Here is a 25,773-nt window from a genome sequence, read left to right on the forward strand (position 1 = left end):
GTACCCAACTTTGGCCGGGCTCTCTTGTTTTCCCTACGCTTAACCCCCGGAAAACCCATGGCCCAATCCCCCGCCCCGTCCAACCAAGGAATCGGCACCGTACAGATCATCATTGCGGTGGCGATTGTGGGCATCCTTGGCCTCCTGGGCTACAAGGCCCTGCGCAATACCCCGGGCAGCTTTCTGGCCGGCCCGGCGGAATATGAGCTGCAGTACCGTCCGGCCGACTTCGCTTTCAACATCGACAACGAGACGGCCCTGGCCATCCTGCGGAACCCGCGGCGGTACCGGCGGGAATTCAACGAGCTGGTGCACGACATCAACACCGATATACTCCGCCACGTGAGCAACCGCCTGGGCCTGAACGACAGCCTCCAACAAGCGGTACTGGAAGAATATGATCTGCAGCACCCCCAGTTTGTCGATCTCTATTATAACGACTTCATGCGGCTGCGCGACACCAGCGCCGCGGTGTACGAAACCTGGTACGACGAGGGTGGGCAGAAGGTGACCGAAATTTTTGAGGAGGTCGCCAGCAACTATACCTGCTTCATGCTCAACAAGGTGCTGGCCGCCGTGATCCGCACCCGCAACGGCAACATCCTGGCGCGGGGGGCGGACGTACAGAACCCCTGCGCCATCGCTATGGGCGAAGCCCTCCAACCGCTGGTGGCGCGCATGCGCGAGCGGGCAGCCATTGAGGACTTCAGCCGGAGCAAGGGGCTCTTCCAGGAGAAGGTGGAGAACGTCATCGGCGAACTCGCCACCATCGAGGTGAGGGACAAAAAAGGCATCAACAAGAACCTCCAGACTACCATCTGGGGTATGAACGTCTCGGAGACCGACGTAGAGATCACTGCCCTGTCGATCCTGAAAGTGGGCTTCCGGCTGAATGAGTACTTCGACCTCCAGCTGGATGAGCAGAATAAGACGGTAAACATCACCCTACCCGAGCCCGTCATCCTCAGTCACGAGGTGCTGCCGAAAGTGGAAAAACTCGACATCGGCTGGTTGCGCGAGGTCAAGGGGGTCAACATCGATGAGGGGGTGAATGCCCTGCGGGAAAGCTTCCGCGAAGACGCCCTGGAAAGCAACATCATGGAAAGGGCCAAAACCCAGGCCGAGCAGCTGATGGATACGATGTTCGGGCCGCTGGTGTCCAATATCGGTCCGGAGTACCGGCTGGTCGTGAGCTTTCGGGGGGCTCCTATTCGCACCACTCAGGGGGAACTCGGGAAGTAGCCCTTCAACCGGCGCTTTGCCGTCTGCCGTCGGAGGGTTAATTTTGCAGCCTTACGCTCCGTTAGCTCAGTTGGATAGAGCAGGAATCTTCTAAATTTCAGGTCAAAGGTTCGAATCCTTTACGGGGCACTTTTTAGTTCTTTAGGCTATTAGTTCTTTAGTGCTTTAGGCGGATAGTTCTTTAGGGCCTAAAGAACTATCCGCCTAAAGCACTACACAGCCTTCCCCCACCGCGTCTCCAGCTCGTCCACCGCGCCGTACAGGCTGGCGAAGCTGTCGATGGCGAAGTAGCGCATCTGTACCTTGTCGATTACGAATTGCTGTTGCATCACCTGATCGAGGTCGAAGGGAAGCACTTCCACGTCGGGATTTTCGAATACGTGTTTGGTTTCCTGGGGGCTGCTGCAGATTCCGGCGCCGTATACCTTTAGTTGTCCTTCCTGGCGGATGACCCCGAACTCAATGGTGAACCAGTAGAGGCGTTGCAGTTGGGTTACCTTTTCTTCGTCGCCGGCGTACTTCACGCCCAGGGCACCGAGCTTCTGGGCGAAGTCGGCGTAGTCCTGGTTCAGGTAGAGGGGGATGTGGCCGAAGATGTCGTGGAACATATCCGGCTCTTCGAGGTAGTCGAGCTGGTTTTCGTTGCGCAGCCAGGTGCTGGAGCAGAACCTACGCCGGGAGAGCAATTCGAAGAATTCATCGACGGGCAGGAATCCCTTGACCACTTCGATCGACCAGCCGTGGGCTTCCCGCAGGGCCCGGTTCAGGTCGCTAAAGCGGGGCGGATGCTCCGGGGAGAGAATGGGGTACAGCTGATGCAGGCAGTGCAGGTATTCGGCGGCGGCTACTGGCTTCAGGGCCGCCATCTGCCGCTGGGCCAGCAAGCGCCAGATCCGGTAATCCGTGGCCGTGTAGGCCTGGTAATTCTGGGTAGGAGTAGCGGGGGCAGTGGCGGGCATGATCGATTAATTTTGTTAAGACAACGGTTGTTACCGCAACTGTAAATGTAGGCGAAAAGTTTGTGGCAAACAACCCCCCGGCGGGCGGCTGGAGGACCAAGTTGGCGAACCGGGAGGCCGGCAAGTTTTTGCCCCGGAACCCGCGCTCGCCGCATTTGGAAAATTCGGGAGCCGGGCCGCGTTTTGCGCACTCAAATTCCCGCAATTCCCAATGAAATAGGGCAACCTGCCCCGGCTTCCAAACGTCTTCTATACAGAGGCCCCATCCATGCTACTGAAGAAAAAAAGGCTGTACCTGCTTGTGGCGGTGTTGGTGTTTATGACCTACGCCATCTACCGCATTGAGCCTTACGTGCGCATTCAGATGAATGATGAACAACTCAGTGCCACCCTCCTGCGGGCCAACATCGACTACGCCGAGATCGGCTACCAGCAGGGGACGAGCCGTCGAATGCGTTTCCTCCAGATTGGCCAGGATTCCACCAAGCCACTGCTGGTGTTCATCCACGGGGCGCCCTCGTCGAGTGCCTGGTGGCTCAGTATGATGCGCGACAGCACCCTGCGCAGTGAGGCGAACCTGCTGGCCATTGACCGACCGGGTTACGGGGGCAGCGGACTGGGCCGGCCAATGACGTCGGTGCAGGAACAGGCGGAAAACGTGGCGGCCGTTATCCGGAGCCGGCGGTTGCCGGGCCAGAAGATTATCATCCACGGGAGCAGCTACGGGGGGACGGTGAGTGCGCGACTGGCCATGGATTTTCCCGAGTTGGTAGACGGACTGCTGCTGCAGTCGGCCAGCCTGGCGCCCAAACAGGAATACACCTACTGGATCTCCCACCCCACTTCTCACTGGACGCTTTCCTGGATGATGCCCAGCGGCATCAATACCGCCAACCACGAGAAACTCGCCCACGAGGCCGAACTCCTCGATATGGCCAACGAGTGGGACCACATCGACGCCAAGACCATCATCCTTCACGGTACCGACGACTGGCTGATCTACCCGCGGAACGCCTACTACGCCTGCGAGAAACTGGTGAATGCCCCCCTGGTGATCCACCACATGGTCGCCGACAAGCAACACGATCTGCTGTACACGGCGCCGAAACTGCTGCGCCACTACCTTCACCTGCTGCTGGACGAGGTCTAGCTGCGGTATTTATCGCCCCACAGCTGCTGCATGCGTTCGGCGATCTTGAGCTCGGTAGGATTGTTCCGCTGGGGTTTAAAGAAGGCCGTTCCGGAGAGGGCGTCCGGCAGGTATTCCTGGGCGCGGAAGTTGCCGGGGTTGTCGTGGCTGTAGTTGTAGTCCTTGCCGTAATCCAGTTGCTTCATCAACTTCGTGGGCGCGTTGCGCAGGTGCAGGGGAACGGGTAAATCGCCGGAGGCCCGCACGGCCTGCTGCGCCGCGCCGATGGCCTGGTAGCTGCTGTTGGACTTCGGGCTGGTGGCCAGGTAGACGGCGGCCTGACTCAGGATGATGCGCGCCTCGGGGTAACCCACCATCTGGGCGGCCTGGGCCGCGGTGGTGGCCATGAGCAGGGCGTTGGGATTGGCCAGTCCGATGTCTTCCGAAGCCGCAATGACCAGCCGGCGGGCGATGAATTTCAGGTCTTCCCCTCCCTCAATCATCCGGGCCAGCCAGTAGACGGCACCGTTGGGGTCGCTGCCGCGGATGCTCTTGATCAGGGCCGAGGCAATATCGTAGTGCTGCTCGCCTGTCTTGTCGTAGCGGGCCATATTCTCCTGGACGCGGCTGGTGATGTAGGCCGTGTCCAGTACGACTTTCTGTCCGTCGGCGGCCTCGTGGGTCACCAGTTCCAGGACGTTGTAGAGGCGGCGGCCGTCGCCGCCGGAGAAGCGAATAAGGGTATCGTAGTCCTTCACCTCCACATCCATCTTCTGCAGGTAAATGTCTTCGGCCAGGGCCCGGTCGATCATTCCGGTAAGCTCTTCCCGCCCGAGAGGCTGCAGGACGTAAACCTGGGCCCGGGAAAGCAGGGCGGGGATGACTTCAAAGCTGGGGTTCTCGGTGGTCGCCCCGATCAGGGTAACCGTCCCGGCCTCCACGGCGCCAAGCAGGCTATCCTGCTGGGATTTGCTGAAGCGGTGGATCTCGTCGATGAACAGGATGGGCGAGGCCGACTCGAAAAACTTGCCCCGCTTGGCCTTGTCGATGGTATCCCGCACATCCTTTACCCCGCTGTTGATGGCGGAGAGCATGTAGAAGGGGACTTCCAACTGATTGGCGACAATCCGGGCCAGGGTGGTTTTGCCCACGCCGGGAGGGCCCCACAGGATGAAACTGGGGAGCCGGCCCGTCTCAATGGCCCGGCGCAACACCGCCCCCTTGCCGACCAGGTGTTGCTGGCCGACGTATTCGTCGAGGGTAGTAGGGCGCATTCTTTCGGCTAGGGGCTGCATAGGTCAGATGTTTGGTGGTCCCCGTGGTCACACGGCGGGGTACATGGGGATACGCAAAGAAAGTAGAATCCTATCGGCTTTGTTTGGCGCGCGTAAGGGGAGCAGGTGGGCCCAAAGTTAAAACAATTTGTATTTATTAATCACAGCCCCTATCTTCCCCTGGCAGCGGTGACCTTTTATGCTGCACACTCATCCGCGGTAGATTCTCCTTCCGCTCCCTGTCCACCTTCGGACCATAGCCATAAATCACCCGCCTTGACCGCTGTTAGGTACCGCCGGTAAAGGGAGGTCGATTACTTAACCTTCCTTCGCCCGCCCGTTGCGCGGTGCGGACGGGCCACCGGCGTGGGCGGTGGCAGGGGCGTGGGGAGGAGGCCAGCGTGGCGGCGGTCGGGTGGGTTCTCCCACCCACTCAGAGGAGCCGTCTACCCGGTCGCGATAGCCCACACCTTTGGCTAGCTTTTGAGCCCAGGGGTGACTGAGGTGGCCACCACACAGCGTGCCTGCCCATCTACTCAGTTGAAATCCTAATCCTCTGCCCCGGATTCCCTCCGCGTGCAGTCACCCTTGATCACCCCTAAGGTAAACCACCTATAAGCTTACCAGTGGCTCTACTGGTCCAGCTTCGCTTCCACCGGGGCGCAGCGGCTAGGTAAGTGCTACGGGACCATGGCCATCAAGGCATTACTTGGGGGGGGGCAGGCGCAGCGTCTATCGCGGTAGTAGGTGGGGATAGCGGTCGGGTATTCCTGCTTACGCAGGCTCCAGCACCATAGACCGGTGGGGGATCCCATCCTCGTCGTAGATCCCCCCTACCCCCACGAAACCCAGGCTACCGTAGAAGTCTTGCAGGTGAGCCTGTGCGCCGATCTTGATGGGCTGCACCCCGTACCTTTCATAGAGCAGACGGATCGATTCCCGCATGAGCGGACGGCCCAGTCCCTCGCCGCGCACCGCCGGTGCCGTGATCACCCTTCCGATACTGGCGTACTCCGGATACGACACGCCCCGGGGCAGCAAGCGGGTATAGGCCACGACCTCCCCCGCCCTCGATCCTACGACGTGGAGGGCCGCCTGGTCCTTGCCATCGGCGTCCTGGTACCAGCAGGTTTGTTCTACGACGAATACTTCCTGCCGCAGGGCCAAAATGGCGTACAGCAGGTGAACGTCGAGTTCGTCGAAGGCGTAGCATTTCCAGGTGACGGACATTGGGAAGAGTTTGGCGGCAAGTTCGGAAGCCGCAGCCAAACGACTCGGCTATCTTTGGGTTTCCCCGGCACCCGCGGCCGCGCCCAACCAAAAATTGAATACTGACTTTCTGACCCACCCCTGATATGCGCTACTACATCATCGCCGGCGAAGCATCGGGCGACCTCCACGGCGCCCGCCTCGTGTCCGCCCTGCGCGCACAGGACCCCGCGGCGGAGATCCGGGCCTGGGGTGGCGACCTGATGCAAGAAGCCGGGGCGGAGGTGGTAAAGCACTACCGCGACCTGGCGTTTATGGGTTTCGTGGAGGTGGTGATGAACCTGCGCACCATTCTGGCAAATTTCAGGGAGTGTCAGGCGGATATTGATGCCTTCCGGCCGGACCGGCTGATCCTCATCGACTACCCCGGCTTTAACCTGCGGATCGCGAAGTGGGCGCGCCCCCGGGGCTACGACATCAGCTACTACATCAGTCCACAGATCTGGGCGTGGCACACCAGCCGAGTACACCAGATCAAGGCCAACGTGGACCGGATGCTGGTAATCCTGCCCTTTGAGCCAGCCTTTTACGCCCGCTACGGAGTGGAGGCCACCTTCGTCGGACACCCCCTGCTCGACGTGGTGCGCGAGGTAGAGGACCGCCCCGCTACCCACATCGCCCTGCTGCCCGGCTCCCGCAAGCAGGAGATCAGCCGCAGCTTACCCGTGATGCTCGCCGCGGCCGCCCGGTTGCCCGGGGAACGGTTCGTGGTGGCCGGAGCCCCGAGCCAGGACCGGGACGTATACGACCGACTGCTGGAGGAATGCGGAAGCCCTGCAAACGTGGAATTGGTCAGCGGACGCACCTACGAGGTACTAGCCGGAGCCCGCGCGGCGGCGGTGACCAGCGGCACGGCTACCCTGGAGACGGCCCTCTTCGGCGTACCCCAGGTGGTATGCTACCGCGGCAACTCGCTGAATTACTGGCTGGCCCGGAAACTGGTGGCGAGTCGGATCAAGTACATTTCCCTGGTCAACCTGGTGATGGACCGCCCGGTAGTAACCGAACTCATCCAGCACAATTTCTCCGCCGAGCGCCTGACCGAAGAGCTACAAAAAACAATTGCCGGCCCCGAGCGGGACCGGCAACTGAGCGATCTGGCCGAATTGCGCCAAGCCCTCGGGGAGGGCGGGGCGGCCGGGCGAGCGGCGGCGGCCATTATTGCGGATAAACCTTAGGCGTTACCGAAGATGACCAACAGGGCGTAGATCAATCCCGGCAGGTAGAACAGCAGGGTGAGCAGCAGGGCAATCCAGAACTTGCTGTTGAGCTCACCCTGGTGTACCAGCACGGCTACCGGGGGCAGCAGGATGGCCAGGATGACCAGCAGGATGGTATTGGTGTCGGCGTCCTGGTAGTCCTTCAGGGCAGATTTGACGGCCTTGCGCTGCTCGCGCTTCAGTTCGCGGCGTTCCTTGCCGGTCATTTCCTTGAGCGACTCACGGTATTCGCGGGCGGCAGCGAGGGCTTCGGCTTCGGTGGGAGTGGTAGCCGCGGGAGAGGAGTTAGCGGGTACGACGATGGCGGCCTGAAGGCTGCCAAAGAGCATCGTCACCAGCAACAAGCTGAGGGTAAGGTAGCGTTGGCTCATAGGATGTGGGAATTGCGTGTCGGCAATATTGCCATTCCCACAAACCGGGTTTATTGGCCAAGGTTTGTTGCCCGCCTGCTGTTTTTACGGTCCTAGAAAGAGTAACATCCGTTACCGCCACCACCCCAGTTGCCCAGGCGGATGCCGAGCGTCAGGTTGATGAGGTAGTAGAAGTCGTTGGACTCTCCGCCCCGTGCGTACACCAGGTCGGCCGGTGCTTCGGCGGGATCGACGGCCGGGTTGGAGAAGTAGGCCCCCTGGGTGCTCGACTGGGGGTTGGACAACACGTCGAGGTAGTTCACCCGCCGACCGGAAATGTCATCCAGGTAGTCGGTTCCGGTAAACCGGCCACTGACCTCACCACCGAGCACGAAACGCTCGCCGAGCTTGGCGCGCACGCCCGCTCCCAGGTGGAAGGTGGTGATGTCCAGCTCGTAGGGCACGGGCTCGTATTCGCCGCCGGCCACGCCCTGGGCTTCCGTCCGCAGTGGCTGCAGGTCATAGTACACCCCATCGATCTGCGACTGGGGGTTGAAGGAGGTCCGCCCGATGCCCGCCATCACGTAGGGAGCAATAAAGCGGTCCTCGGGATCGCCGAGGTAGAACAGGTCCAGTTCCGCAGCGAGGCTGAACTCCCGAATCTTGGAGCGGAAATCCCGGGTGACGGTAACCGAATTACCGCGGCCGTCCGGCAAGTTGGTATTCTGTTCCGCGGCTATGTTGCCGAAGATGCCGTTGAAGCGGAACCCCACCCGGCTCACGGGGCGGTAGCGCAGGTAGAACCCGCCGAAAGTGTTCCAGTCCTTCAGGAAGCCCATTCCGGGATCGCTTAGGTCGCCGTTGTAGGGCATGTCTCCACCCTGCACACCCAGTTCGAAATATTGCTGGGCGGCCAGCTTGGGCGACAGCAGCATACAAAGCGCCACCAGCAGGCTAAAGGAGATCGATGTTTTCATTTTGCTTGGTTTCAATCTGATGCGGTGAAAAGAGACGCGGGGTATAACGCACAATAAACTGTACACCCCCCCGGAAAATTGTTGCAGCCGCCCCGGAGCGCGTCACGCACGGCAAAAGCTGTCCGCCGGGCGCCAGGACGGATACGATGAGGCCGGAAGGGTGAATTGAGGAAGTGAATCGCCGCCGGTAAAGTGTGCGACACATTTCACCCGTTAGTACCCCCTTTCTTCACAGAATGTTCAAAAAACCGACCCCGCGTCACCTTTTGCCCACGAATGCGTTTCCTTTGTGATACATGGTTACCTCCCCCCAACAGCCCGAAGAAGTTAAGCCGCGGATCACCAAGGATCGGCTGAACCGTTCGTTGCGCATTTTCGACTACGTCTGGCGCTACCGCTGGCTCTTTTTACTCAGCTTCGTCATCCTCGGCGTCAGCAGCCTGGTCTTCCTCACCATCCTCCAGTTGCCGGGGGAGGCGCTCAACGTTTACGTGGGCGAGGGGAATTATGGCCTGACCATCGACGAAATCTTCCTCCTCCTGGCGGTCCTCATCGTGGCCCAGGCGCCCCTGAGCTTTCTACGCGTCCGTATCCAGGCCATCGTCAGCGAGCGGGCCATGGCCTCACTGCGCAAGGACCTCTTCGCCAAGATCCTGCGGCTGAACATTCCCTTTTTCGAGCGCAGCCGCGTTGGCGAATTGACCAGCCGGATTACCAACGACATCACCCAGATCCAGGGCATTTTCAGCCTGACGCTCACGGAGTTCGCCCGCCAGATCATCATCCTGCTCGGGGCGATCACCTATATCCTCTTCACCATGTACAAGCTGGCCCTGGTCAGCCTGCTCATCTTCCCGGCGGTGGTGATCGCGGCCATGTTCTTCGGCAAGTACCTGCGGCGCATGACCAAGGAGCGGCAGGAGAAACTGGCCCAGAGCAACGTCATCGTCGAGGAAACCCTCCAGAGCATCGCCACCGTCAAGGCCTACACCAACGAGGAATTTGAACTCGACCGTTACTCCCGCAGCATCGACGATACGGTGGACATTTCCATCCGTACGGCCAACGTTCGCGGACTCTTCTCGGCCTTCATCGTTACGGTGATGTTCGGGGCCCTGTTCTACATCATCTACCGCGCCATCCTGCTGGTCGAAGCCGGTGAGCTGCCGGTCGGCGACCTGTTCTCCTTCGTGGTCTTCACGGCCATCATCGGGGCGGGCATCGCCAGTCTGGGCAATTTCTACACCGAAATTGTCTCCGCCCTGGGCGCCTCCGACCGGGTGGTGGACATTCTGGACAGCGAGGAAACCGAGGAGGTGGCGCGCACGCAGGTGCCACGACCAGTCGCGAATGCCACGACCCGCAGCCCCCTGGCCGGAGCCATCCGCTACCGCAACGTGGGCTTCTCCTACCCTACCCGCCCGGACGTGACCGTACTATCGGGCATCGACCTGAACGTAGCCCCCGGTGAAAAGGTAGCCCTGGTGGGCGCCAGTGGCAGTGGCAAGTCTACCCTGGTAAAACTCCTCCTGCGCTTCTACCCCGTTTCCCACGGGCAGATCACGGTCGACGGCCGGAACATCGAGGATTTCGACCTCCACGACTTCCGCGACCAGCTCGCGCTGGTTCCCCAGGAGGTCCTGCTGTTTGGCGGCACCATCCGCGAGAACATCACCTACGGCAACCTCACGGCCACCGAAGCCGAAATCCGCGAGGCGGCCCGCAAGGCCAACGCCCTGGACTTCATCGACGGCTTCCCGGAAGGGCTGGACACCGTGGTCGGCGACCGGGGCATCCAGCTCAGCGGCGGCCAGCGGCAGCGGGTAGCCATCGCCCGCGCCATCCTCAAGGACCCCAAAATCCTCCTGCTCGACGAGGCCACCAGCAGCCTCGACGCCGAAAGCGAACGGGTAGTGCAGGAAGCCCTCGACAACCTGATGGAGGGCCGCACCAGCATCATCATCGCCCACCGCCTGGCTACCATCCGCGACGTCGACCGCATCTACGTCATCGAGAACGGTACCATCGTCGAGTCCGGCACCCACCACCAACTCAGCGGCCGCCCCCACGGTGCGTACTCCGCCCTGGCCCGCCTGCAATTCGACCTGGCCGAATGAGAGAAAACGTCGACCTGCGCCGCTGCAACACCTTCGGCCTCCCCGCCGTAGCCGAACGCTACCTGCCCCTTACCGACCCCGCCCAGCTGGCCAGCCCCGAATTTCGCCAGCCCCCTACCCTGGTGCTCGGCGGCGGCAGCAACCTCCTCCTCCTGGAGAAAATTCCGGGCCTGACGGTCCACGTTCTGATGAGTGGTATTGCCCACGCCGACGGCCGCGGCCGCTTCCGGGTACGGGCGGGCACCGACTGGAACCAGTTCGTGCGCTACACCCTCGACAACGACTTTCCGGGGCTGGAAAACCTCATCCTCATCCCCGGCACGGTCGGCGCCGCCCCCGTCCAGAACATCGGGGCTTACGGGGCCGAAGTAGCCGAATTCATCACCGCCGTCCACGCCTGGGAGTACGGCCATGGCATGGTAGAGCTCTCCCCGGAAGATTGTGCCTTCGGCTACCGCGACAGCCGCTTCAAGCGTGAGCCCGGTCGCTTTCTGATCACGGCGGTCGACTTCGACCTCAGCGGCCGCCGTCCCCTGAAACTCGAGTACGGCGCCATCACCGCCGAACTGGAAGCCGCCGGCATCACCGACCCCACGCCCCGCGACGTGGCAAATGCCGTCACCCGTATCCGGCGCAGCAAGCTGCCCGACTGGTTCTTCCTCGGCAACAGCGGCAGCTTCTTCAAGAACCCGGTTGTAGCGCGCAGCCACTACGCCGCCCTCCAGGCCGACCACCCCGACCTGCCCGCCTACCCCATCGACGACGACTATGTGAAGCTGCCCGCGGGCTGGCTCATCGACCGCGCCGGACTGCGCGGTGCCGGCAATGAAAAGGTGGGCACCTACGAGCGACAGGCCCTGGTGATGGTCAACCGCGGTGGGGCTACCGGCCGCGACGTACTCGCATTCAGCGAAAACGTCCGGGGCGAAGTGATGAACCGCTTTGGCGTGGAGATCGAGCGGGAAGTCCAGCTCGTACCGAACGGTACGGCCCACTAACCACGGCGGATTTCGCGATTTTTCCGAACCCCGCGGGCACCGGCGGGTTTCACCCGGGCCCCACCATGATTGCCCTTCCCAAACTGCCGCCCCCCGCGCCCGCCCTGCGGATGTGCGTCACCGTCCCCGCCAAGGACGAGGCGGAGTATATCCGCGCTACCCTGCAGGCCCTGCACCGGCAAACCGACGCCCGGGGCCAGCGACTCTGCCCCGAGCTGTTCGAAGTCATCCTGCTGGCCAACAACTGTTCGGACGCCACCGCCGCGGTAGCCCGGCGATTCAGCGCCGATTACCCGGATTTCCGCCTGCACGTAGTGGAGATGACTCTGCCCGGTGAATGGGCCTGCGTGGGCATGGCCCGCAAGCTCATGATGGACGAAGCCGCCCGCCGCCTCCCGCCCGGGGGCATCATCGCCATGACGGACGCTGATACCCGGGTCGACCGCCAGTGGGTACACGCTACGCTTCGCGCCTTCGACCGCGGCGCGCGTGCGGTGGGCGGACGCGTGATCGTCCCCCCCAGCGAACGGCAGGGTTACCGCAAGATCCACCTCCAGGACGTCACCTACCGCAGCCTGCAGACGTTGCTGGAATCGATGATTGACCCCCGCCCGGCCGATCCCTGGCCCCGCCATTTCCAGCACTACGGCCCCAGCCTCGCGGTGGGGGTGGCGGAGTACCTGGCCTGCGGCGGGATGCCCCCCGTGAAGTGCATCGAGGATGCCGCCTTCGCCTGGGCCCTGGAGCGCATCGACGTGGAATTCGTCCACGACCCGTCCGTGCGGGCCTATACTTCCGACCGCGACAGCAACCGCATTGACGGGGTGGCCTTCAGCAAGTCGCTCAACGAGTGGACCCGCATGCTGGACGAAGGACGGCAACCCGTAGTCTTCGGTCTGCAGCACTGCATCCAGTTGTACAAGTGGAAGGTAGCCCTGCGCCGGGCCTTTTACGAACGACGGATCGGGGGACTCCCCGCCCTGCCCCACTTGGCGGAATATCTCTCCATGTCCCAGGATGAACTTCAGCGGCGGGTAGTGGAGGCGCCGACCTTTGGCGCCCTCTACCAGGACATCCGCCAGCTGCTGGAACGTACCCACGCTTTTTCCGACGCCCCCTTTCCGGAGGCCATCCGCGACCTGCGGCGGTTTACCCGTTCGGCCTGGACGCGCCGCGCTTCCTCCAAACGTCCAGCCGGTAGCGATCTTCCCGCCGCTGCCCTGGTTGGTCAAACCCTTTGAGGGCCCGGCTGAAGGCCTCGTGCACTTCGTCGCCCGTCAGTGGGTAGTCCGGAACGTAGGGCGTATAGTGTACCAGCAGCAGTACGCCCCCCGGGCACAGGGCGGTCTGGATCAGTTCAATCGCCCGTTCCAGGTCGGCGTAGCCCCAGTAGTACCCCACTTCCGACAGTACGATGAGGTCGAAGTTCTCGTCGGGGAATTCTGCCGGAATCGACATTTGCCGCAGCCGGACCCCGGACCTTCCGGAAAGCCTTTCCCGGGCTCGCTCCAGGGCGCGTTCGCTTACGTCCACCGCCAGCAGGTCATCGCAGCGTTCGGCGAGTTGCTCGGTGAGCACCCCGATCGAACAGCCGATTTCCAGGGCGTGGCTAAACCTTCCGGCGGGCAAGGCCGCCAGGGTGGCGGCGTACTTGGCGCGTTCGTATTCGCTGGTTTCGAACTGCCACGGGTCCTCACTTTCGCGGTAGACGGCGGCGAAGTAGTCCCCGCCAAGGCTGTGGTGGCGCTTCTCCGCGGGTTCAAAGTAAATTTCCCGGGGCCGGGTAAAGTGGCCGATCATGCCTTCCGTCAGCTGAAAGCCCTCGGGATCGTCGTCGATTACCCCGTTCCACTGGGAAGCGTGGGCCCGGATGGCGGAGAGTTTGCGGTCCATGACGTCGGCAACGTCCAGCGACCAGATCACCATCTCGCCCGGCCGGGGCAGATCCGTTAGATTGGTTGCTTCCCACATCCAGACCGGGTATTCTATCCAGCGCAGGCGTCGCTCAAGACGGTTCACGGTTGCGCGGCAGATGTCCCAGGTTGCCCGGTGATCCTCGTGGAGGTCGCGCCGCCAGGGCACGACGAAGGTATCGGCCTTCCAGGGGGTCACCAGGTTGGTCAGCGCGTCCACCGTGGCGGGAAATTCCGGTTGCCATTCGGCGGGTACTTGCCCGTCAGGCAGGCGGAGGAAGTGCACGTGGTCTTCCGGGATGCCCAGCAGGCCACAGGCGGCTATCGCCTCCCGTTCCCGCAGGGCCACCCGGGCCGCGCGGGGAAATTTCTCCGACCGGGGGTGGGACATCGCTCCGTCGCTCACGAACACCACCCGAACGGTTTGCCCGCGGGAGCTCAGGCGAAGGAGGAGGCCGCCGCAGCCGAGGGATTCATCGTCCGGGTGGGGGGAGAAAACCACGGTTGATTGCCAGGCCGCCAGGTCGCCTGCGGGGTGGACCGGGGCGTCCTCGTAGAGGGTCGCCTTGCGGCGGGCTACCTGGTCCGGATCAGTGGGCAGCAGGGTCATTCAGGTGATATTGTCCGACGGCTTCGAGCACGGCATCGGGGGCGGGTTGACGGAGGTACATCGTGAGATCGGCCTGCAGCCGTGCCAGGGGATGGGGGTGCAGCAGGCCGCGGGCCCCTACGCACCGCTGCGCCAGTTCCAGGCAGGCCTCGCAGTAGCCGGCGATGGCCGTACGGGTCATGTTGGCGTAGTGAACGATGTGTGCCGGGTCGCCGCCCTGGTCGGCCAGTTGACCGGCGCGTTCCAGCCACAGGTGGCCGCTTTCGAGGTAGATGGCCATCTGGCCGACGCGGGTACGCTGGTATGGATCTTCGGTGCGGCCCACTTCACGCAGGTAGTCGCGGGTGGCTTCCAGCAGGGCCGCGCCCCCCCCCAGCTGAACGGCGGCGAAGCGGATGGCTCCGCCACTGAAGTAGGGTTGGCGGTTGTAGTCGTTCGGACCGCCCAGCAGGTCGGCGGCTTCCAGGGTGATGCCTGTGAAGTCGATCTTGTAACTGACGCTGTTCCGCATACCGGCCGGATTCCAGAAGGACTCATCCACCCGCACGGGGTGGTCGTCCAGGGGCACGACCGCCATCTGCCAGCCACCCTGCAGGTTGCCAGTGATGAGGGGGCGGGTCACCCGCACCGATCCGCTGCAGAAGCTCTTGCTGCCGGTCACCTTCACCCGCCCGTCGGGGTCGGGGTGGAAGGAAATGCCATCGGCCATCTGGGTATTCCATACCCCGAAGAGGTGGCCCGCCCGGGCGTCGGCGAACCAGCGCGTCCGCTGGGTTTCCGTTCCGTAAATTCCGATCAGCTGAAGGGCGTTCACGTGGCCCTCGTAGATGCGCCCGACCGACAGGTTGGCCTGGCCGACCTCCTTCAGCAACCGCAGCTGGGCCGGGGTATGGCCGTGGCGTTGATCCAGCGGGGCGCCGGGCAGGGTGACCCCGAGCAGGCCCTCCGTGCGCAGGGCGTCCATCTCCCGGGTGGGGAAGCCGCCATCGGCGAAAGTAGACGGGGCCCAGGCGGCGAACCGCTGGCGCAACTCATCCCACCGGGCGGTGTCGAAGGGCGGGCGCTGATTGGAAATGGGTACGGACATCGTTGTACCAAAAGTGCCAACCCCGCCCCGGTGTTTGGGCCTGCGGGAAAAAATTCAGGAAGGAAGGCACCACGGATGCTTCAGCTGCACAGCCGGACCCCCTGGACCACGGCCAGGATCATGAGCAGTCCGCCCAGGAGGAAATTGATGTTCCGGGTAAGAAAGAAGGCCTTGCGCTGCATCCACTCGGCCAGGCGGGCGTAAGCCCCGAAGATGATCAGGGCACCCGCGCCCGCGCCCAGGGTAAAGCCCAGACGGCCCAGCCCATCCCCCGCCAGGTAGCCGTCGGCCAGCAGCCAGCCGCTGACGGCGAAGAAGTAGGGTACGGTAAGCAGGTTCATCAGGGCCAGCACCAGTCCGCGCAGGAAGGGGCTGCCCCGGTACTGCTGCTCCTCCGCGGCGGCCTCGGCCACCCGCCCCCGGTACCCCTTGAAGAAGAAGAAAATGGCCAGTACGGCGAAGGCCGCGACGGCCCATTCCTTGAGCAGGGGAATGATGGCGGGGTGATCCGTGAAGTAGTTGGCGAAGAACACCGCCAGGCCGGCCTGGACGGTGAAGGTGGTAGCCATCCCCGCGGCGAAGGCGTAACCCGCCCGCCGGCCCGCCCGCAAGCTGACGCTGACGCTGGTCATGTTGAGCATCCCCGGGAAAAAGGTGGCCCCGGCGGCGGCGGCCAGCCCGATCAGAACTGCGGTGAGTGAATACACCCCGCAAAGGTAGCCACCCCCGGGATTTTGCGTACATTTCCCAACGCCATTACGCCGGACGGAGAATATTTAGCAATATTGCCGGCCGGCAACACACCCGGATTCACCCTACAAACTTCTTCCATGAACCCCATCAAGATTAAATTCGGCACCGACGGCTGGCGGGCCATCATCGCCCAGGAATACACGGTCGACAACGTAATGCGCGTGGCCGAGGGTACCGCCCTCTGGCTGAAGCAGCAGGGGGGCTCCCGCGTGGTCATCGGCTACGACTGCCGCTTTGGCGGCGAGCTCTTCACCGAAGCCACCGCCCGGGTGCTGGGCAAGCACGGCATCACCAGCCTGCTGGCCCCGGCCTTCATCTCCACCCCCATGGTGAGCCTCGGCGTGGTGAAAACCGAAGCCGACCTCGGCATCGTGATCACGGCCAGCCACAACCCGCCGTCCTACAACGGCTTCAAGCTGAAGTCGCGCCTCGGCGGTCCCAGCATCCCCGACGACGTGACCGCGGTGGAGAACCTGATCCCCGACGCCGTGCCGACCGACCTGCCGGAGATGGACGAACTGCGCCAGCAGGGCCTGATCGAGGAGCACGATTTCGAACAGATCTACCTCGACCACGTCTACGCCAACTTCGACATGGACCTGATCCGCAACGCCGACTTCGGCATCGCCTACGACGCCATGTACGGCGCCGGGCAGTCCGCCATGATCAAGCTCCTCCCCGAAGCCCGCCACCTCCACTGCGAGTACAACCCGAGCTTCATGGGCCAGGCCCCGGAACCCATTGGCCGCAACCTCACTCAGCTGAGCGACGTCATCAAGAAAGACCCCAAGCTTCAGCTGGGCATCGCCAATGACGGCGACGCCGACCGCATCGGCCTCTTTGACGAGAACGGCGACTTCGTCGACAGCCACCACATCCTCCTGCTCCTGCTCATGTATCAGTACGAGTACAAGGGCATCAAGGAAGGAGAGGTAATCCTCACCTTCTCGGTGACCGACAAGCTCAAGCAGCTGGCCGAGAAATACGGCCTCGAGTACGAGGTAACCAAGATCGGCTTCAAGTACATCGCCGAGATCATGGCCGAACGCAACGTGATCGTCGGCGGCGAAGAATCCGGTGGCCTGGCCGTCAGCGGCCACATCCCCGAGCGCGACGGCATCTGGATTGGCCTGATGATCGCGGAGTACATGGCCAAGACCGGCAAGTCGCTCAACGACCTCATCAAGGACGTTTACGACAAGGTGGGCAGCTTCAACTGCGACCGCGACGACGTCCACGTGGAGAACGACCGCAAGTGGGAGATCGTCAAGCAGGCCGAGGAAAACCCCTTCAAGAAGATCGGCCCCTACACCGTCACCGACGTCAAGCACGTGGACGGCACGAAGTTCTACCTCGACGGCGAGGACCGCTGGCTGATGGTCCGCCCCAGCGGTACGGAGCCCGTCCTGCGGGTCTACGCCCAGGGCGCCGACGCCGCCGAGACCCGCAAGATCCTGGACGCCGGACGGGCGGAAATGGGCATCTGACCCGCCGCCATGAGTGACCTGCTCACCCGCGCCTACGCTCCGGCGGAGTTCCGCCGCCAGGGCCACGCCCTCATCGACCAGCTGGCCGATTACCTGGAGCGGGTGGACGACTACCCCGCCAACCCCTACGCAACCCCCGAGGAGAGCCTGGAAGAATTCCGGGCCCTCCTCGCGCGGGGCGCCGGCGCGGAAGAGATTTTCGAGCGGGTCATCGCGCGCAGCGTTCACCTCCACCACCCGGCCTACCTGGGCCACCAGGTGGTCCCCCCCGCCCCGCTCTCGGCCCTCAGCGATGTCGCCGCCAGCCTGCTGAATACCGGCATGGCCATCTTCGAGATGGGCCGCCCGGGCACCGCCATGGAGCGGCTGGTCATCGAACGCTTTGCCGAATTGCTGGAGCTGGATTCCGGTGCCGGTGGATTCCTCACCAGCGGGGGCAGCCTGGCCAACCTGACCGCCCTGCTGGCCGCCCGCGCCCGCCACGAAAGCCGCGACGGTGGAGGGAGGTACTGCCTGCTGGTCAACGAGCACGCCCACTACTGCATCGAGCGGGCCGTGCGTGTCATGGGCTGGGGAGCAGACGGCATCGTGCACGTCCCTACCGACGATCACCTGCGGATGCGCACCGAGCTCATCGACGGACTACTCCAGGACGCCCGCGACCGCGGCCTCACCCCCATCGCCTTGGTCGGCAGTGCCTGCACCACGGCCACCGGCACCTACGACCCCATCACGGCCCTGGCCGATGCGGCGGAGAAACACCAGCTGTGGCTCCACATCGACGGGGCCCACGGGGCCGCGGTGCGACTGGACCCGGCGCGCCGCCACCTGGTCGAGGGGCTCGAGCGGGTGGACAGCCTTACCCTCGACTTCCACAAGATGCTGATGGCCCCGGCCATCACCACCGGACTGTTCTTCCGCCGGGGCACCGACGCCTACCGCACCTTCCAGCAGCGGGCCGAATACCTGCTGACGGCCACGGAGGAGCCGGAAGACTGGGCGAACATCGCCCGGCGCAGCTTCGAATGTACCAAGCGGATGCTGAGCCTCCGCATCTTCACCCTGCTGAGTGTATACGGGTCCCAGCTGTTCGTCGACTACGTAAGCCGGGTGGGCGAGCTCGGACAGGAGCTGGCTCGCGGCGTCAACCGCCGCCCGGAACTGGAGCTCTTTATGCCGCCCGACATCAACATCGTCTGTTTCCGCTTCCACCGCCCTGATCTGGACCTCGCCTCCCGCAACGGACTGAACGGCCTGATCCGGACCCGGATGACGGAAAGCGGGCAGACCTACATCGTGCAAACCACCCTCGACGGGGAGGTGTACCTGCGGTGCACCCTGACCAATGCCTTCACTACCACGGCGGAACTGGACGCGATGCTGGAGCAGGTGGTAGCCCTCGGCAACGAATGGCTGGCCCTGCGCGCAAACCTTGGCGCCTAGCGATGATCATCCCGGAAACAGAACCCTCCCCCGTCTGCGGCGTTAACCCAATACCAATTCGGGGCAAAGACCGATCTTTGCCCAGCTACAAAACCACCCAGCCTTGCGCAAGCCAATGAGAATACATCCGGAAGGTCGCCGGATGTTAGCTTTTCTGTTTATCGGCCTGGCCGTCATCTGTGCCCTGGTTTACTGGAAAGCACCGGCCCAACTGCCCGTCGTCGCCATCGCGTCGGGCATTTTCTTCGTGACCATCCTGCAGTTCTTCCGCAACCCGACCCGCATGGTGCCCGAGGAGGCCGACCACCTCGTTTACGCCCCCGCCGACGGCAAGGTGGTGGTCATCGAGGAAGCCTACGAGCCCGAATATTTCAAGGCCAACCGCCTGCAGGTGAGCATCTTCATGTCGCCCGTCAACGTCCACGTAAACCGCAATCCGGTGAGCGGCCTGGTGAAGTACAACAAGTACCACCCCGGCAAGTACCTGGTGGCCTGGCACCCCAAAAGCAGCACCGAGAACGAACGCACCACGGTGGTGATCGATACCGGGGAAACCGAGATCCTGCTGCGGCAGATCGCCGGGGCCCTCGCCAAGCGCATCAAGAACTACCTGGAAGTCGGCCAGCAGGTCGTCCAGGGCGAAGATTTCGGCTTCATTAAGTTCGGCAGCCGGGTCGACATCTTCCTGCCCCTGGGCACCCAGCTGCGGGTGGACATCGGACAGAAGGTAAAGGGCAACCGGACGGTGATCGCCGAGTTGGAATAAGCCAACCATGGGAAAGAAACGGCGCCGATACGAGCAGAAGACGCTGCGGGAGAAGAAGATCGACTTCCGCCGCCACCTGCGTACCTACCTGGTGATGTGCGCTTTCTTTATCGTGCTCAACCTGCTCACCATTGGCAGCATCGGCTGGGCCATCTGGCCCATTCTGGGCTGGGGCATCGGCGTTTCCATGCAGGCCATGAGCCTCTACGGCCCCCTGGCCGACCCCGATGACATTCACCCTCGGGAGGAAGAGCGGGGCACTGCCCTGCCCGACCTCGAGGATGAAGCCCTGGAACTGCGGGAACTCGAGAAGCGGCCCTACCGCGACGAGGACCTGGTATAAAGCTCCTGGAAAGCCTCCGCCACCGGCACTACCCCCGGCGTTCCTTCCTCCAGCCGCCGCGCCCGCAGCAGACTGTTGCGCCGGTGGGCCGCGTAGTCGGCATCCCCCTCCCGCAATGAATTCTCGGTGATGTATCCGTTGTCGGCACCCGCGTGCAGGAAGCGCCCCTCCCCGAGGTAGAAGCCCACGTGGGTAACCCGCTCGCTGCCGTCCTCCCGGTAGTTGCCAAAGAAGAGCAGATCGCCGCGTTCCAACGCGCTGAAGTCGTCGTCCAGGGGAACGTCCGTTCCGGCGTGCACCTGCTGGCTGGCGTCGCGCGGGATGACGTAGCCGTTGAGGTAGTAGGCCGTCTTGGTGAACCCGCTGCAGTCCATGGCTTTCGGGCTGGTGCCGCCCCACAGGTAGGGTCGTCCCACCTGGGCAAAAGCCGTAGTCAGAACTTCTTCGGTCTGCACCGCTTCCGGGGTGGCCAGGGCGTCGTAGGGAGCCAGGTCACCGGCGGCTACCCAACCGGTCCGCCCGTCGGGAAGCCGGACCTCCTGGTGGCCACTACGGGTTTGTCCGGTAACCTGCAGCAAGTCGCCGGCCACCAGCTCAGAAACGATGGTGGAGGCGCCGGGGGCCGTCAGGACGTTGCTCTGGGCGGGTACGCAGGTGCGGAGGTCGTCGCTGAACCAGTCCGCCAGGGTACCCTGGTCCGCCGGCTGGATGGCCCCTTCTTCCAGCCACGCCAGGTAGCGGTCCGGGGTACGCACCAGGTACCACCCGTGGTCCCGGTCCAGCAATTCCAGGGGGGTACCCATCAGGGCCTGGGAGGTAAGCTCCTGGGAATGACCGGGTTCGGTGCGAATATTGGCCACCGAAACGCGGACAAGGCCGAAAGAATCCCGTTGCCCCAGCAGCCGCACCTCATTATAGATTTCAGGGTCGGCCGCTGCGAGGCTGTCAAGCCGCCGCCAGGCGGCGGCAACCGTGGTATAGCCACTCAGCAACAGGCTGTCCTGCCCCCGCTCTACACTGACCTCCAGACGGTCCGTCCGCCGGTCCGGAGCGTAGTCGCCTTTCCACTCCTGCAGCTGGTCTTCCAGGGCGGTGAGCCGGTCGTTGGCCCGGTCATCGGATGCACAAGCGGTGAAGAGAATGGCCAGAAATAAGTAAAAAGTTAGGTTTCGCATTGATTTGGGGGTTATTTTTGCACGGAAGCCGGAACTTTCCGGTTCAACGTTGTTACTGTAACGTATTATATCACGGTCTTGGAGTAGGCTACCGTTTATTTGATTGTGCATTCATTATCCTTTTAGGCATCGCCTCCAACAATACCATTTGTTTTATCCATTTTCTCTTTCATTATGAATTTATTTGTTGCCCGGCTCAGCTGGGATACCGACGAAGACACGCTTCGCAACACTTTCACCAGCTACGGTGAAGTAGAGTCGGTTAAGATCATCCTAGACCGGGAAACCGGTCGCTCCCGTGGTTTTGGTTTCGTGGAGATGCCAAACGACGACGAAGCACAAGCTGCTATTGAAGCGCTGGACCAAACTGACCTCGACGGTCGCACTATTGTCGTCAAAGAAAACGACCGCAAAGGCGGTGGTGGTGGCGGCGGTGGCGGCTACAGCGGCGGCGGTGGCGGCGGCGGTTACCGCGGAGGCGGTGGCGGCGGCGGTTACCGTGGCGGCGGTGGCGGCGGCGGTTACCGCGGAGGCGGTGGCGGCGGCGGCGGCTATGACCGTGGCGGACGCGGCGGCGGAGGCGGCGGTTACGACCGCGGCGGACGCGGCGGCGGAGGCGGCGGCTACGATCGCGGCGGACGCGGCGGTGGCGGCGGCGGTTACGACCGTGGCGGCTACGGCGGCGGTGGCGGCGGCTACGAGCGCGGCGGTTACGACCGCGGCGGCGACAGCGGCTCGCGCTACGACCGTGGCAATCGCGGCAGCTACGACCGCGGCGGCGACAAGGATTACGAGAGCTTCGGCCGCTACGATGAGCGCAGCCGTCGTCCCCGTAACAATCGCCAGAACGACTACAACGACTAGGAGCCGAAAGGCCCCCAACCAGACAAAGCCCCCCGGAATCGCTTCCGGGGGGCTTTTTTCATTCTATCTTTCGCGCCGCATCCCTAAAATCTGACCATGCAAAAACCGCTACTCCTGTTTTTATTCCTCCTGTTCGGGCTTTCCTGCCTGCAGGCCCAACTGGTGACCACCGATCCGGCCGCGCCGGTGGCCGGACAGGCCCTTACCATCACCTTCGACGCCACCCAGGGAACCGGGGGACTGCAGAACTGCGGCTGCGACGTATACCTCCACGCCGGCGTCATCACCGACGGCAGTACTTCTTCCAGCGACTGGAAGTATGTGAAGACAATATGGGGGGAGGCCAACCCCGACTGGAAGCTGCAGCCCGTCAGCGGTCAGCCCAATAAATACACCTACACCTTCTCCCCCTCCATCCGGGAATACTTCGGCGTGCCATCGGGCACCGAGATCAAGCAGATCGCCCTGGTCTTTCGCGATGGCCCCGGCAACCGCGAGGGCAAAGCCACGGGGGGCAGCGACATCTTCATCGACGTAAACAGCGGCACGGCCCTGGCCGTCAACCTCGTCGGTAACCCCGGCAGCGCCACCTACCCGCTCGGCAAAAGCCTGCCCGTCACCGTGGGCGCCACCGCGGAGGCCACCCTGAAGCTCTACGACAACGACAGCCTGCTCACCACCACTGTGGGTACGGAACTGACCTATGACGTGCGCCTCCGGGATCCGGGTGAGCACGTGCTGAAGGTAGTCGCCAGCGCCGACGGCCAGGAGGTCAAAGACTCCTTCCGCATCACCGGCAAACTGGTGGTGGAACGCTTCCTGCCCAACAGCCCGGTCGTCACGGCCGCCCCCGGCACCCCCGTCACCATCAGCGCCTACTCCTACGTGGAAGCCAGGCTGACGCTGCGGCACGAGGACGAGGTGATTGCCGAGACCACCAGCGACCGCATCACCACCATGGTCAACCTGCCCAACGCATCGGTAACCACCTACACCGTCGTCGCCACCTACCGCGGGGATACGGCCACCACGGCCGTTACCTTCATCACCGGCGACCCCGAAGTAGCTGCCGTACCCGACAACGCACGGCCCGGTGCCACGCGCACGGCCGATGGAGGGGTTCTCCTGCACCTGCGCGCGCCGCTAAAGTCTGACGTATTCGTCGTGGGCAACTTCAACAACTGGACGCCCGTCGCGAGCGCGCGGATGAAGGTGGCCCCGAACGATACCTCCTTCTGGCTGAAAATTGCCCCCGAGGACCTGCCCGCCGGCGACCTGCTTTACCAGTACGCCGTTGACGACGACGGCCGCTTCGCTGACCCCTACAGCACCCTGGTGCTCGACCCCGACGACGATCCCTACATCGGCTCCGAGACCTTTGCCGGCATCCCGGAGTACCCCAGTGGTGAAGCGGAAGGCATCGTAACCTGGCTCCGCCTCGACGCCCCCGAATACCAGTGGGAAACTGAGGAATACACCATGCCCGACCCCGAAAAGATGGTGGTCTACGAACTGCTGGTGCGCGACTTCATCGCCGCCCACGACTTTCAGACCCTCACCGATACCCTCGACTACCTGGAGCGGCTGGGCGTGAACACCATCGAACTCTTGCCCGTAAGTGAGTTCGAGGGCAACATCAGCTGGGGCTACAACCCGAGCTTCCACATGGCGCTGGACAAGTACTACGGCTCCCCCGAAGCACTGAAGGGCTTCGTCGACGCCGCCCACGCCCGCGGTATGGCCGTGGTACTCGACGTGGTGTACAACCACGCCTTCGGCGAAAGCTCCCTCATCCGGATGTGGCCGGGCAACCAGTCCTACGCCCCCGGCCCCGACAACCCCTACGCCAACGTGACGGCCCGCCACCCCTTCAACGTGGGCTATGACCTGAACCACGAAAGTGCCCTGACGCGGGAGTACGTAAAGACCACCCTGCAGTACTGGCTGGAGGAGTTCCGCATCGACGGCTTCCGCTTCGACCTCAGCAAGGGCTTCACTCAGAACTTCAGCAACGACGTCGGCGCCTGGAACCGCTACGATGCCGACCGCATCGCCATCATCAAGGAGTACGCCGACCTGGTCTGGTCGGTCAATGAAGACGCCTACATGATCATGGAGCATCTGGGCGAGAGCCGGGAGGAAAATGAACTGGCCCAGTACGGTCAGGGCATGTACTTCTGGTCGGGCTACCAGCCCCACGATGCCTACCTGGAAGCGGCTATGGGCTACCACGCCGGCAACGGCTCCAACTTCAGCTCCGTACTGGCCGAAAACCGCGGCTTCGGCCAGCGCAGCCTGGTGGCCTACATGGAAAGCCACGATGAGGAGCGGATGGCGTACAAGAACCTGCAGTTCGGCAACGGCAGCGGCAGCTACAGCGTGAAGTACCCCGGTACCGCCCTGGACCGGGTGGAGCTGGCGAGCGCTTTCTTCTACACCCTGCCCGGCCCGAAGATGCTCTGGCAGTTCGGGGAGCTGGGGTACGACTACCCCATCAACTACTGCACGGACGGGACCGTGAATAACGGCTGCCGCACCGGCCCCAAGCCCATCGTCTGGGAATACCGCAACGATCCCAAGCGGCAGGAAATCTACCACACCATCGCCGACCTGCTGTACGTCCGCAACAACTACGATTACTTCCACGGGGAGGTGACGGCCTCCAACTTTGGCGGTGAGGTAAAGTATGTTCACCTGGACAGCGAGGACGGTCCCGCGGCCATCGTTGGCAACTTCGGCGTTACCACCAATACCACCACCCACGCCGTGCCCGCGGCCGGCACCTGGTACGATTACTTCACCGGGGAATCGGTGGAGATCACCAACTCCTCCGCCTCCATTCAGCTGGCACCGGGAGAATACCGCCTCTACCTCTCCCAGCCCGTGGAGCGCAGTGGCGGTCGCCTGACGTCCACCAACGACGAGGAGGTGGCCCGACTGGCCTTCACCCTGAGCCCCAACCCCACGGGTGGGCAGCTGCGGACGTCTTTCTTCCTGGAGCAGGCCGCAACGGTTAGCGTCACCCTGATTGACCTGATGGGCCGCCCGGTGCGTCAGCTGCACAGTGGCTTCCTGCCGGCCGGTCCCCAGCAACTCGCGGCGGAACTGGGCGGCTTGCCCGCGGGCACCTACTTCGTACGGATTACGGAGGGGCGGCAGTCGGCCGTCCGCCCGCTGATCCTGCGGTAAACGGTACCGGCTGGAAACAGAAAAGCCCCGGCATTCGTGAGAATGTCGGGGCTTTTTCTTGGGCCGCAAGCGGCCCGGAAGTGTGGAGGCGGCGAGAGTCGAACTCGCGTCCAGCGAAAGCGCAAGGCAGCTTTCTACATGCTTATTTACCAATCAGATTTTCGAGCACCGGGTAAGTCTGGTAACCCACTCATTCGGTGCCTTAGATCCTTAATCTCACTCGTGACTCAGATCAGGGTCACGGGCCAGCCCGAGGGGGTGATGATATGCGGCGCGGTGTGTATCAGGCGTCAACCACACGGCACATTTAGACAGCTAAACTGAGTTTAGGCTGCCATAGCATAGCTGGGAGTGCCAACTAAAGGGTAGATCGTTATTTTTTACGGAGTAACCAATCATGCTCCGGCATGCTTACTACAAAGCTTACTTCCCTGTCGATTCCGGTACGCCCCCGTTGGGACTCGGCTTTCCGGGGAGAGCCGACCTTCTGGTGGTAAACGCCTGAGGTGGGGGGTTGTTTTGGGTGGAAGAGAATTTTGGTTGTTGGTTGCTGGGTGCTGGGTGCTGGTTGCTGGGTGCTGGGTGCTGGTTGCTGGTTGCTGGCATCC

Annotated in this window: 21 protein-coding genes, 1 tRNA gene and 1 other RNA gene; 13 read left to right on the plus strand and 10 right to left on the minus strand. The window is 63.0% G+C overall.

The genetic code is table 11. From position 1 onward, the window contains the following. Positions 1–57: 57 nt before the first annotated feature. Both CGL56_RS06620 and CGL56_RS06625 read left to right on the plus strand, forming a co-directional pair. On the plus strand, positions 58–1,242 hold the full coding sequence (locus CGL56_RS06620; RefSeq protein ID WP_099105745.1) for a DUF4230 domain-containing protein: 1,185 nt from the start codon (positions 58–60) through the stop codon (positions 1,240–1,242). Between the two features lie 55 nt (positions 1,243–1,297). Then, positions 1,298–1,371, plus strand: a tRNA-Arg gene (locus tag CGL56_RS06625). An 83-nt stretch (positions 1,372–1,454) separates the two neighbouring features. Here CGL56_RS06625 and CGL56_RS06630 read toward each other — a convergent pair. Further along, positions 1,455–2,201 carry a phenylalanine 4-monooxygenase gene (locus CGL56_RS06630; protein ID WP_099105746.1) on the minus strand — a complete coding sequence of 249 codons (747 nt, stop codon included), beginning with the start codon at positions 2,199–2,201 and terminating at the stop codon, positions 1,455–1,457. Positions 2,202–2,469: 268 nt separating this feature from the next. Between CGL56_RS06630 and CGL56_RS06635 the strand changes: the two genes are divergently transcribed. Continuing rightward, positions 2,470–3,351, plus strand: a complete 882-nt coding sequence (locus tag CGL56_RS06635) for an alpha/beta fold hydrolase (RefSeq protein ID WP_099105747.1) — start codon at positions 2,470–2,472, stop codon at positions 3,349–3,351. On the opposite strand, the gene CGL56_RS18560 is transcribed toward CGL56_RS06635, so the two are convergent. Both CGL56_RS18560 and CGL56_RS06645 read right to left on the minus strand, forming a co-directional pair. Then, a complete protein-coding gene (locus CGL56_RS18560) occupies positions 3,348–4,625 on the minus strand; it encodes a replication-associated recombination protein A (protein ID WP_099105748.1) in 1,278 nt (425 codons plus the stop codon). The two genes, CGL56_RS06635 and CGL56_RS18560, sit on opposite strands and share 4 nt — an antisense overlap. A 753-nt stretch (positions 4,626–5,378) precedes the next feature. Beyond that, the gene (locus CGL56_RS06645) at positions 5,379–5,834 is read right to left on the minus strand and encodes a GNAT family N-acetyltransferase (RefSeq protein WP_099105749.1); all 456 of its coding nucleotides are present in this window, start codon (positions 5,832–5,834) and stop codon (positions 5,379–5,381) included. A 125-nt stretch (positions 5,835–5,959) separates the two neighbouring features. On the opposite strand from CGL56_RS06645, the gene lpxB reads away from it, so the two are divergent. Continuing rightward, positions 5,960–7,051 carry a lipid-A-disaccharide synthase gene (lpxB, locus tag CGL56_RS06650; RefSeq protein WP_099105750.1) on the plus strand — a complete coding sequence of 364 codons (1,092 nt, stop codon included), beginning with the start codon at positions 5,960–5,962 and terminating at the stop codon, positions 7,049–7,051. Here the strand turns inward: lpxB and CGL56_RS18340 are convergent. Beyond that, on the minus strand, positions 7,048–7,464 hold the full coding sequence (locus tag CGL56_RS18340; RefSeq protein ID WP_209280332.1) for a YqaE/Pmp3 family membrane protein: 417 nt from the start codon (positions 7,462–7,464) through the stop codon (positions 7,048–7,050). The genes lpxB and CGL56_RS18340 overlap by 4 nt on opposite strands. Before the next feature lie 92 nt (positions 7,465–7,556). Beyond that, positions 7,557–8,420 carry a DUF6089 family protein gene (locus tag CGL56_RS06660; protein WP_143470642.1) on the minus strand — a complete coding sequence of 288 codons (864 nt, stop codon included), beginning with the start codon at positions 8,418–8,420 and terminating at the stop codon, positions 7,557–7,559. A 296-nt stretch (positions 8,421–8,716) separates the two neighbouring features. Between CGL56_RS06660 and CGL56_RS06665 the strand changes: the two genes are divergently transcribed. From CGL56_RS06665 to CGL56_RS06675, 3 genes are all read left to right on the plus strand, one after another. Then, positions 8,717–10,537: an ABC transporter ATP-binding protein gene (locus CGL56_RS06665; protein ID WP_099105752.1), complete on the plus strand. Its 1,821-nt coding sequence runs from the start codon at positions 8,717–8,719 to the stop codon at positions 10,535–10,537. Further along, complete coding sequence (murB, locus tag CGL56_RS06670; RefSeq protein ID WP_099105753.1) at positions 10,534–11,535, plus strand: UDP-N-acetylmuramate dehydrogenase; 1,002 nt, start codon at positions 10,534–10,536, stop codon at positions 11,533–11,535. The genes CGL56_RS06665 and murB overlap by 4 nt, the downstream gene beginning before the upstream one ends. Before the next feature lie 65 nt (positions 11,536–11,600). Beyond that, positions 11,601–12,776 carry a glycosyltransferase gene (locus CGL56_RS06675; RefSeq protein WP_099105754.1) on the plus strand — a complete coding sequence of 392 codons (1,176 nt, stop codon included), beginning with the start codon at positions 11,601–11,603 and terminating at the stop codon, positions 12,774–12,776. Here the strand turns inward: CGL56_RS06675 and CGL56_RS06680 are convergent. The 3 genes from CGL56_RS06680 to CGL56_RS06690 form a co-directional block, all read right to left on the minus strand. Further along, positions 12,685–14,058 (minus strand): bifunctional PIG-L family deacetylase/class I SAM-dependent methyltransferase, encoded by a 1,374-nt coding sequence (locus CGL56_RS06680; protein ID WP_099105755.1) that lies wholly within the window; start codon positions 14,056–14,058, stop codon positions 12,685–12,687. The two genes, CGL56_RS06675 and CGL56_RS06680, sit on opposite strands and share 92 nt — an antisense overlap. Then, positions 14,039–15,145, minus strand: coding sequence for an acyl-CoA dehydrogenase family protein (locus CGL56_RS06685; protein ID WP_099105756.1), 1,107 nt, complete (start codon positions 15,143–15,145; stop codon positions 14,039–14,041). Before CGL56_RS06685 ends, CGL56_RS06680 begins: the two co-directional genes overlap by 20 nt. Positions 15,146–15,225: 80 nt before the next feature. After that, positions 15,226–15,852: a LysE family transporter gene (locus CGL56_RS06690; protein ID WP_099105757.1), complete on the minus strand. Its 627-nt coding sequence runs from the start codon at positions 15,850–15,852 to the stop codon at positions 15,226–15,228. Between the two features lie 123 nt (positions 15,853–15,975). Between CGL56_RS06690 and CGL56_RS06695 the strand changes: the two genes are divergently transcribed. The 4 genes from CGL56_RS06695 to CGL56_RS06710 all read left to right on the plus strand — a co-directional run bounded on the left by CGL56_RS06695 (position 15,976) and on the right by CGL56_RS06710 (position 19,937). Next, on the plus strand, positions 15,976–17,385 hold the full coding sequence (locus CGL56_RS06695) for a phosphohexomutase domain-containing protein (protein ID WP_099105758.1): 1,410 nt from the start codon (positions 15,976–15,978) through the stop codon (positions 17,383–17,385). Between the two features lie 9 nt (positions 17,386–17,394). Further along, on the plus strand, positions 17,395–18,828 hold the full coding sequence (locus CGL56_RS06700; protein ID WP_099105759.1) for a pyridoxal phosphate-dependent decarboxylase family protein: 1,434 nt from the start codon (positions 17,395–17,397) through the stop codon (positions 18,826–18,828). 115 nt (positions 18,829–18,943) lie between these two features. Then, on the plus strand, positions 18,944–19,594 hold the full coding sequence (locus CGL56_RS06705; RefSeq protein WP_099105760.1) for a phosphatidylserine decarboxylase family protein: 651 nt from the start codon (positions 18,944–18,946) through the stop codon (positions 19,592–19,594). A 7-nt stretch (positions 19,595–19,601) separates the two neighbouring features. Then, positions 19,602–19,937, plus strand: a complete 336-nt coding sequence (locus CGL56_RS06710) for a 2TM domain-containing protein (RefSeq protein WP_099105761.1) — start codon at positions 19,602–19,604, stop codon at positions 19,935–19,937. On the opposite strand, the gene CGL56_RS06715 is transcribed toward CGL56_RS06710, so the two are convergent. Further along, the gene (locus tag CGL56_RS06715; protein ID WP_167641609.1) at positions 19,913–21,112 is read right to left on the minus strand and encodes a C40 family peptidase; all 1,200 of its coding nucleotides are present in this window, start codon (positions 21,110–21,112) and stop codon (positions 19,913–19,915) included. The genes CGL56_RS06710 and CGL56_RS06715 overlap by 25 nt on opposite strands. Before the next feature lie 174 nt (positions 21,113–21,286). Here CGL56_RS06715 and CGL56_RS06720 point away from each other — a divergent pair, with 174 nt between their 5' ends. Both CGL56_RS06720 and CGL56_RS06725 read left to right on the plus strand, forming a co-directional pair. Beyond that, positions 21,287–21,976, plus strand: coding sequence for an RNA recognition motif domain-containing protein (locus tag CGL56_RS06720; RefSeq protein WP_099105763.1), 690 nt, complete (start codon positions 21,287–21,289; stop codon positions 21,974–21,976). Between the two features lie 96 nt (positions 21,977–22,072). After that, positions 22,073–25,165 carry a DUF4961 domain-containing protein gene (locus tag CGL56_RS06725; protein ID WP_099105764.1) on the plus strand — a complete coding sequence of 1,031 codons (3,093 nt, stop codon included), beginning with the start codon at positions 22,073–22,075 and terminating at the stop codon, positions 25,163–25,165. Positions 25,166–25,245: 80 nt separating this feature from the next. On the opposite strand, the gene ssrA is transcribed toward CGL56_RS06725, so the two are convergent. Further along, positions 25,246–25,618: a transfer-messenger RNA gene (gene ssrA, locus CGL56_RS06730) on the minus strand. Between the last annotated feature and the right edge of the window lie 155 nt (positions 25,619–25,773).

Origin of the sequence: Neolewinella marina (assembly GCF_002631205.1) — a bacterium.
Classification (GTDB): Bacteria; Bacteroidota; Bacteroidia; order Chitinophagales; family Saprospiraceae; genus Neolewinella; species Neolewinella marina.

Excerpts from the sequence above, each read along its gene's own strand:
- CGL56_RS06620 (WP_099105745.1), top strand. The coding sequence starts at position 58 with ATGGCCCAATCCCCCGCCCCGTCCAACCAAGGAATCGGCACCGTACAG.
- CGL56_RS06630 (WP_099105746.1), bottom strand. The coding sequence starts at position 2,201 with ATGCCCGCCACTGCCCCCGCTACTCCTACCCAGAATTACCAGGCCTAC.
- CGL56_RS06635 (WP_099105747.1), top strand. The coding sequence starts at position 2,470 with ATGCTACTGAAGAAAAAAAGGCTGTACCTGCTTGTGGCGGTGTTGGTG.
- CGL56_RS18560 (WP_099105748.1), bottom strand. The coding sequence starts at position 4,625 with ATGCAGCCCCTAGCCGAAAGAATGCGCCCTACTACCCTCGACGAATAC.
- CGL56_RS06645 (WP_099105749.1), bottom strand. The coding sequence starts at position 5,834 with ATGTCCGTCACCTGGAAATGCTACGCCTTCGACGAACTCGACGTTCAC.
- lpxB (WP_099105750.1), top strand. The coding sequence starts at position 5,960 with ATGCGCTACTACATCATCGCCGGCGAAGCATCGGGCGACCTCCACGGC.
- CGL56_RS18340 (WP_209280332.1), bottom strand. The coding sequence starts at position 7,464 with ATGAGCCAACGCTACCTTACCCTCAGCTTGTTGCTGGTGACGATGCTC.
- CGL56_RS06660 (WP_143470642.1), bottom strand. The coding sequence starts at position 8,420 with ATGAAAACATCGATCTCCTTTAGCCTGCTGGTGGCGCTTTGTATGCTG.
- CGL56_RS06665 (WP_099105752.1), top strand. The coding sequence starts at position 8,717 with ATGGTTACCTCCCCCCAACAGCCCGAAGAAGTTAAGCCGCGGATCACC.
- murB (WP_099105753.1), top strand. The coding sequence starts at position 10,534 with ATGAGAGAAAACGTCGACCTGCGCCGCTGCAACACCTTCGGCCTCCCC.
- CGL56_RS06675 (WP_099105754.1), top strand. The coding sequence starts at position 11,601 with ATGATTGCCCTTCCCAAACTGCCGCCCCCCGCGCCCGCCCTGCGGATG.
- CGL56_RS06680 (WP_099105755.1), bottom strand. The coding sequence starts at position 14,058 with ATGACCCTGCTGCCCACTGATCCGGACCAGGTAGCCCGCCGCAAGGCG.
- CGL56_RS06685 (WP_099105756.1), bottom strand. The coding sequence starts at position 15,145 with ATGTCCGTACCCATTTCCAATCAGCGCCCGCCCTTCGACACCGCCCGG.
- CGL56_RS06695 (WP_099105758.1), top strand. The coding sequence starts at position 15,976 with ATGAACCCCATCAAGATTAAATTCGGCACCGACGGCTGGCGGGCCATC.
- CGL56_RS06700 (WP_099105759.1), top strand. The coding sequence starts at position 17,395 with ATGAGTGACCTGCTCACCCGCGCCTACGCTCCGGCGGAGTTCCGCCGC.
- CGL56_RS06705 (WP_099105760.1), top strand. The coding sequence starts at position 18,944 with ATGAGAATACATCCGGAAGGTCGCCGGATGTTAGCTTTTCTGTTTATC.
- CGL56_RS06710 (WP_099105761.1), top strand. The coding sequence starts at position 19,602 with ATGGGAAAGAAACGGCGCCGATACGAGCAGAAGACGCTGCGGGAGAAG.
- CGL56_RS06715 (WP_167641609.1), bottom strand. The coding sequence starts at position 21,112 with ATGCGAAACCTAACTTTTTACTTATTTCTGGCCATTCTCTTCACCGCT.
- CGL56_RS06720 (WP_099105763.1), top strand. The coding sequence starts at position 21,287 with ATGAATTTATTTGTTGCCCGGCTCAGCTGGGATACCGACGAAGACACG.
- CGL56_RS06725 (WP_099105764.1), top strand. The coding sequence starts at position 22,073 with ATGCAAAAACCGCTACTCCTGTTTTTATTCCTCCTGTTCGGGCTTTCC.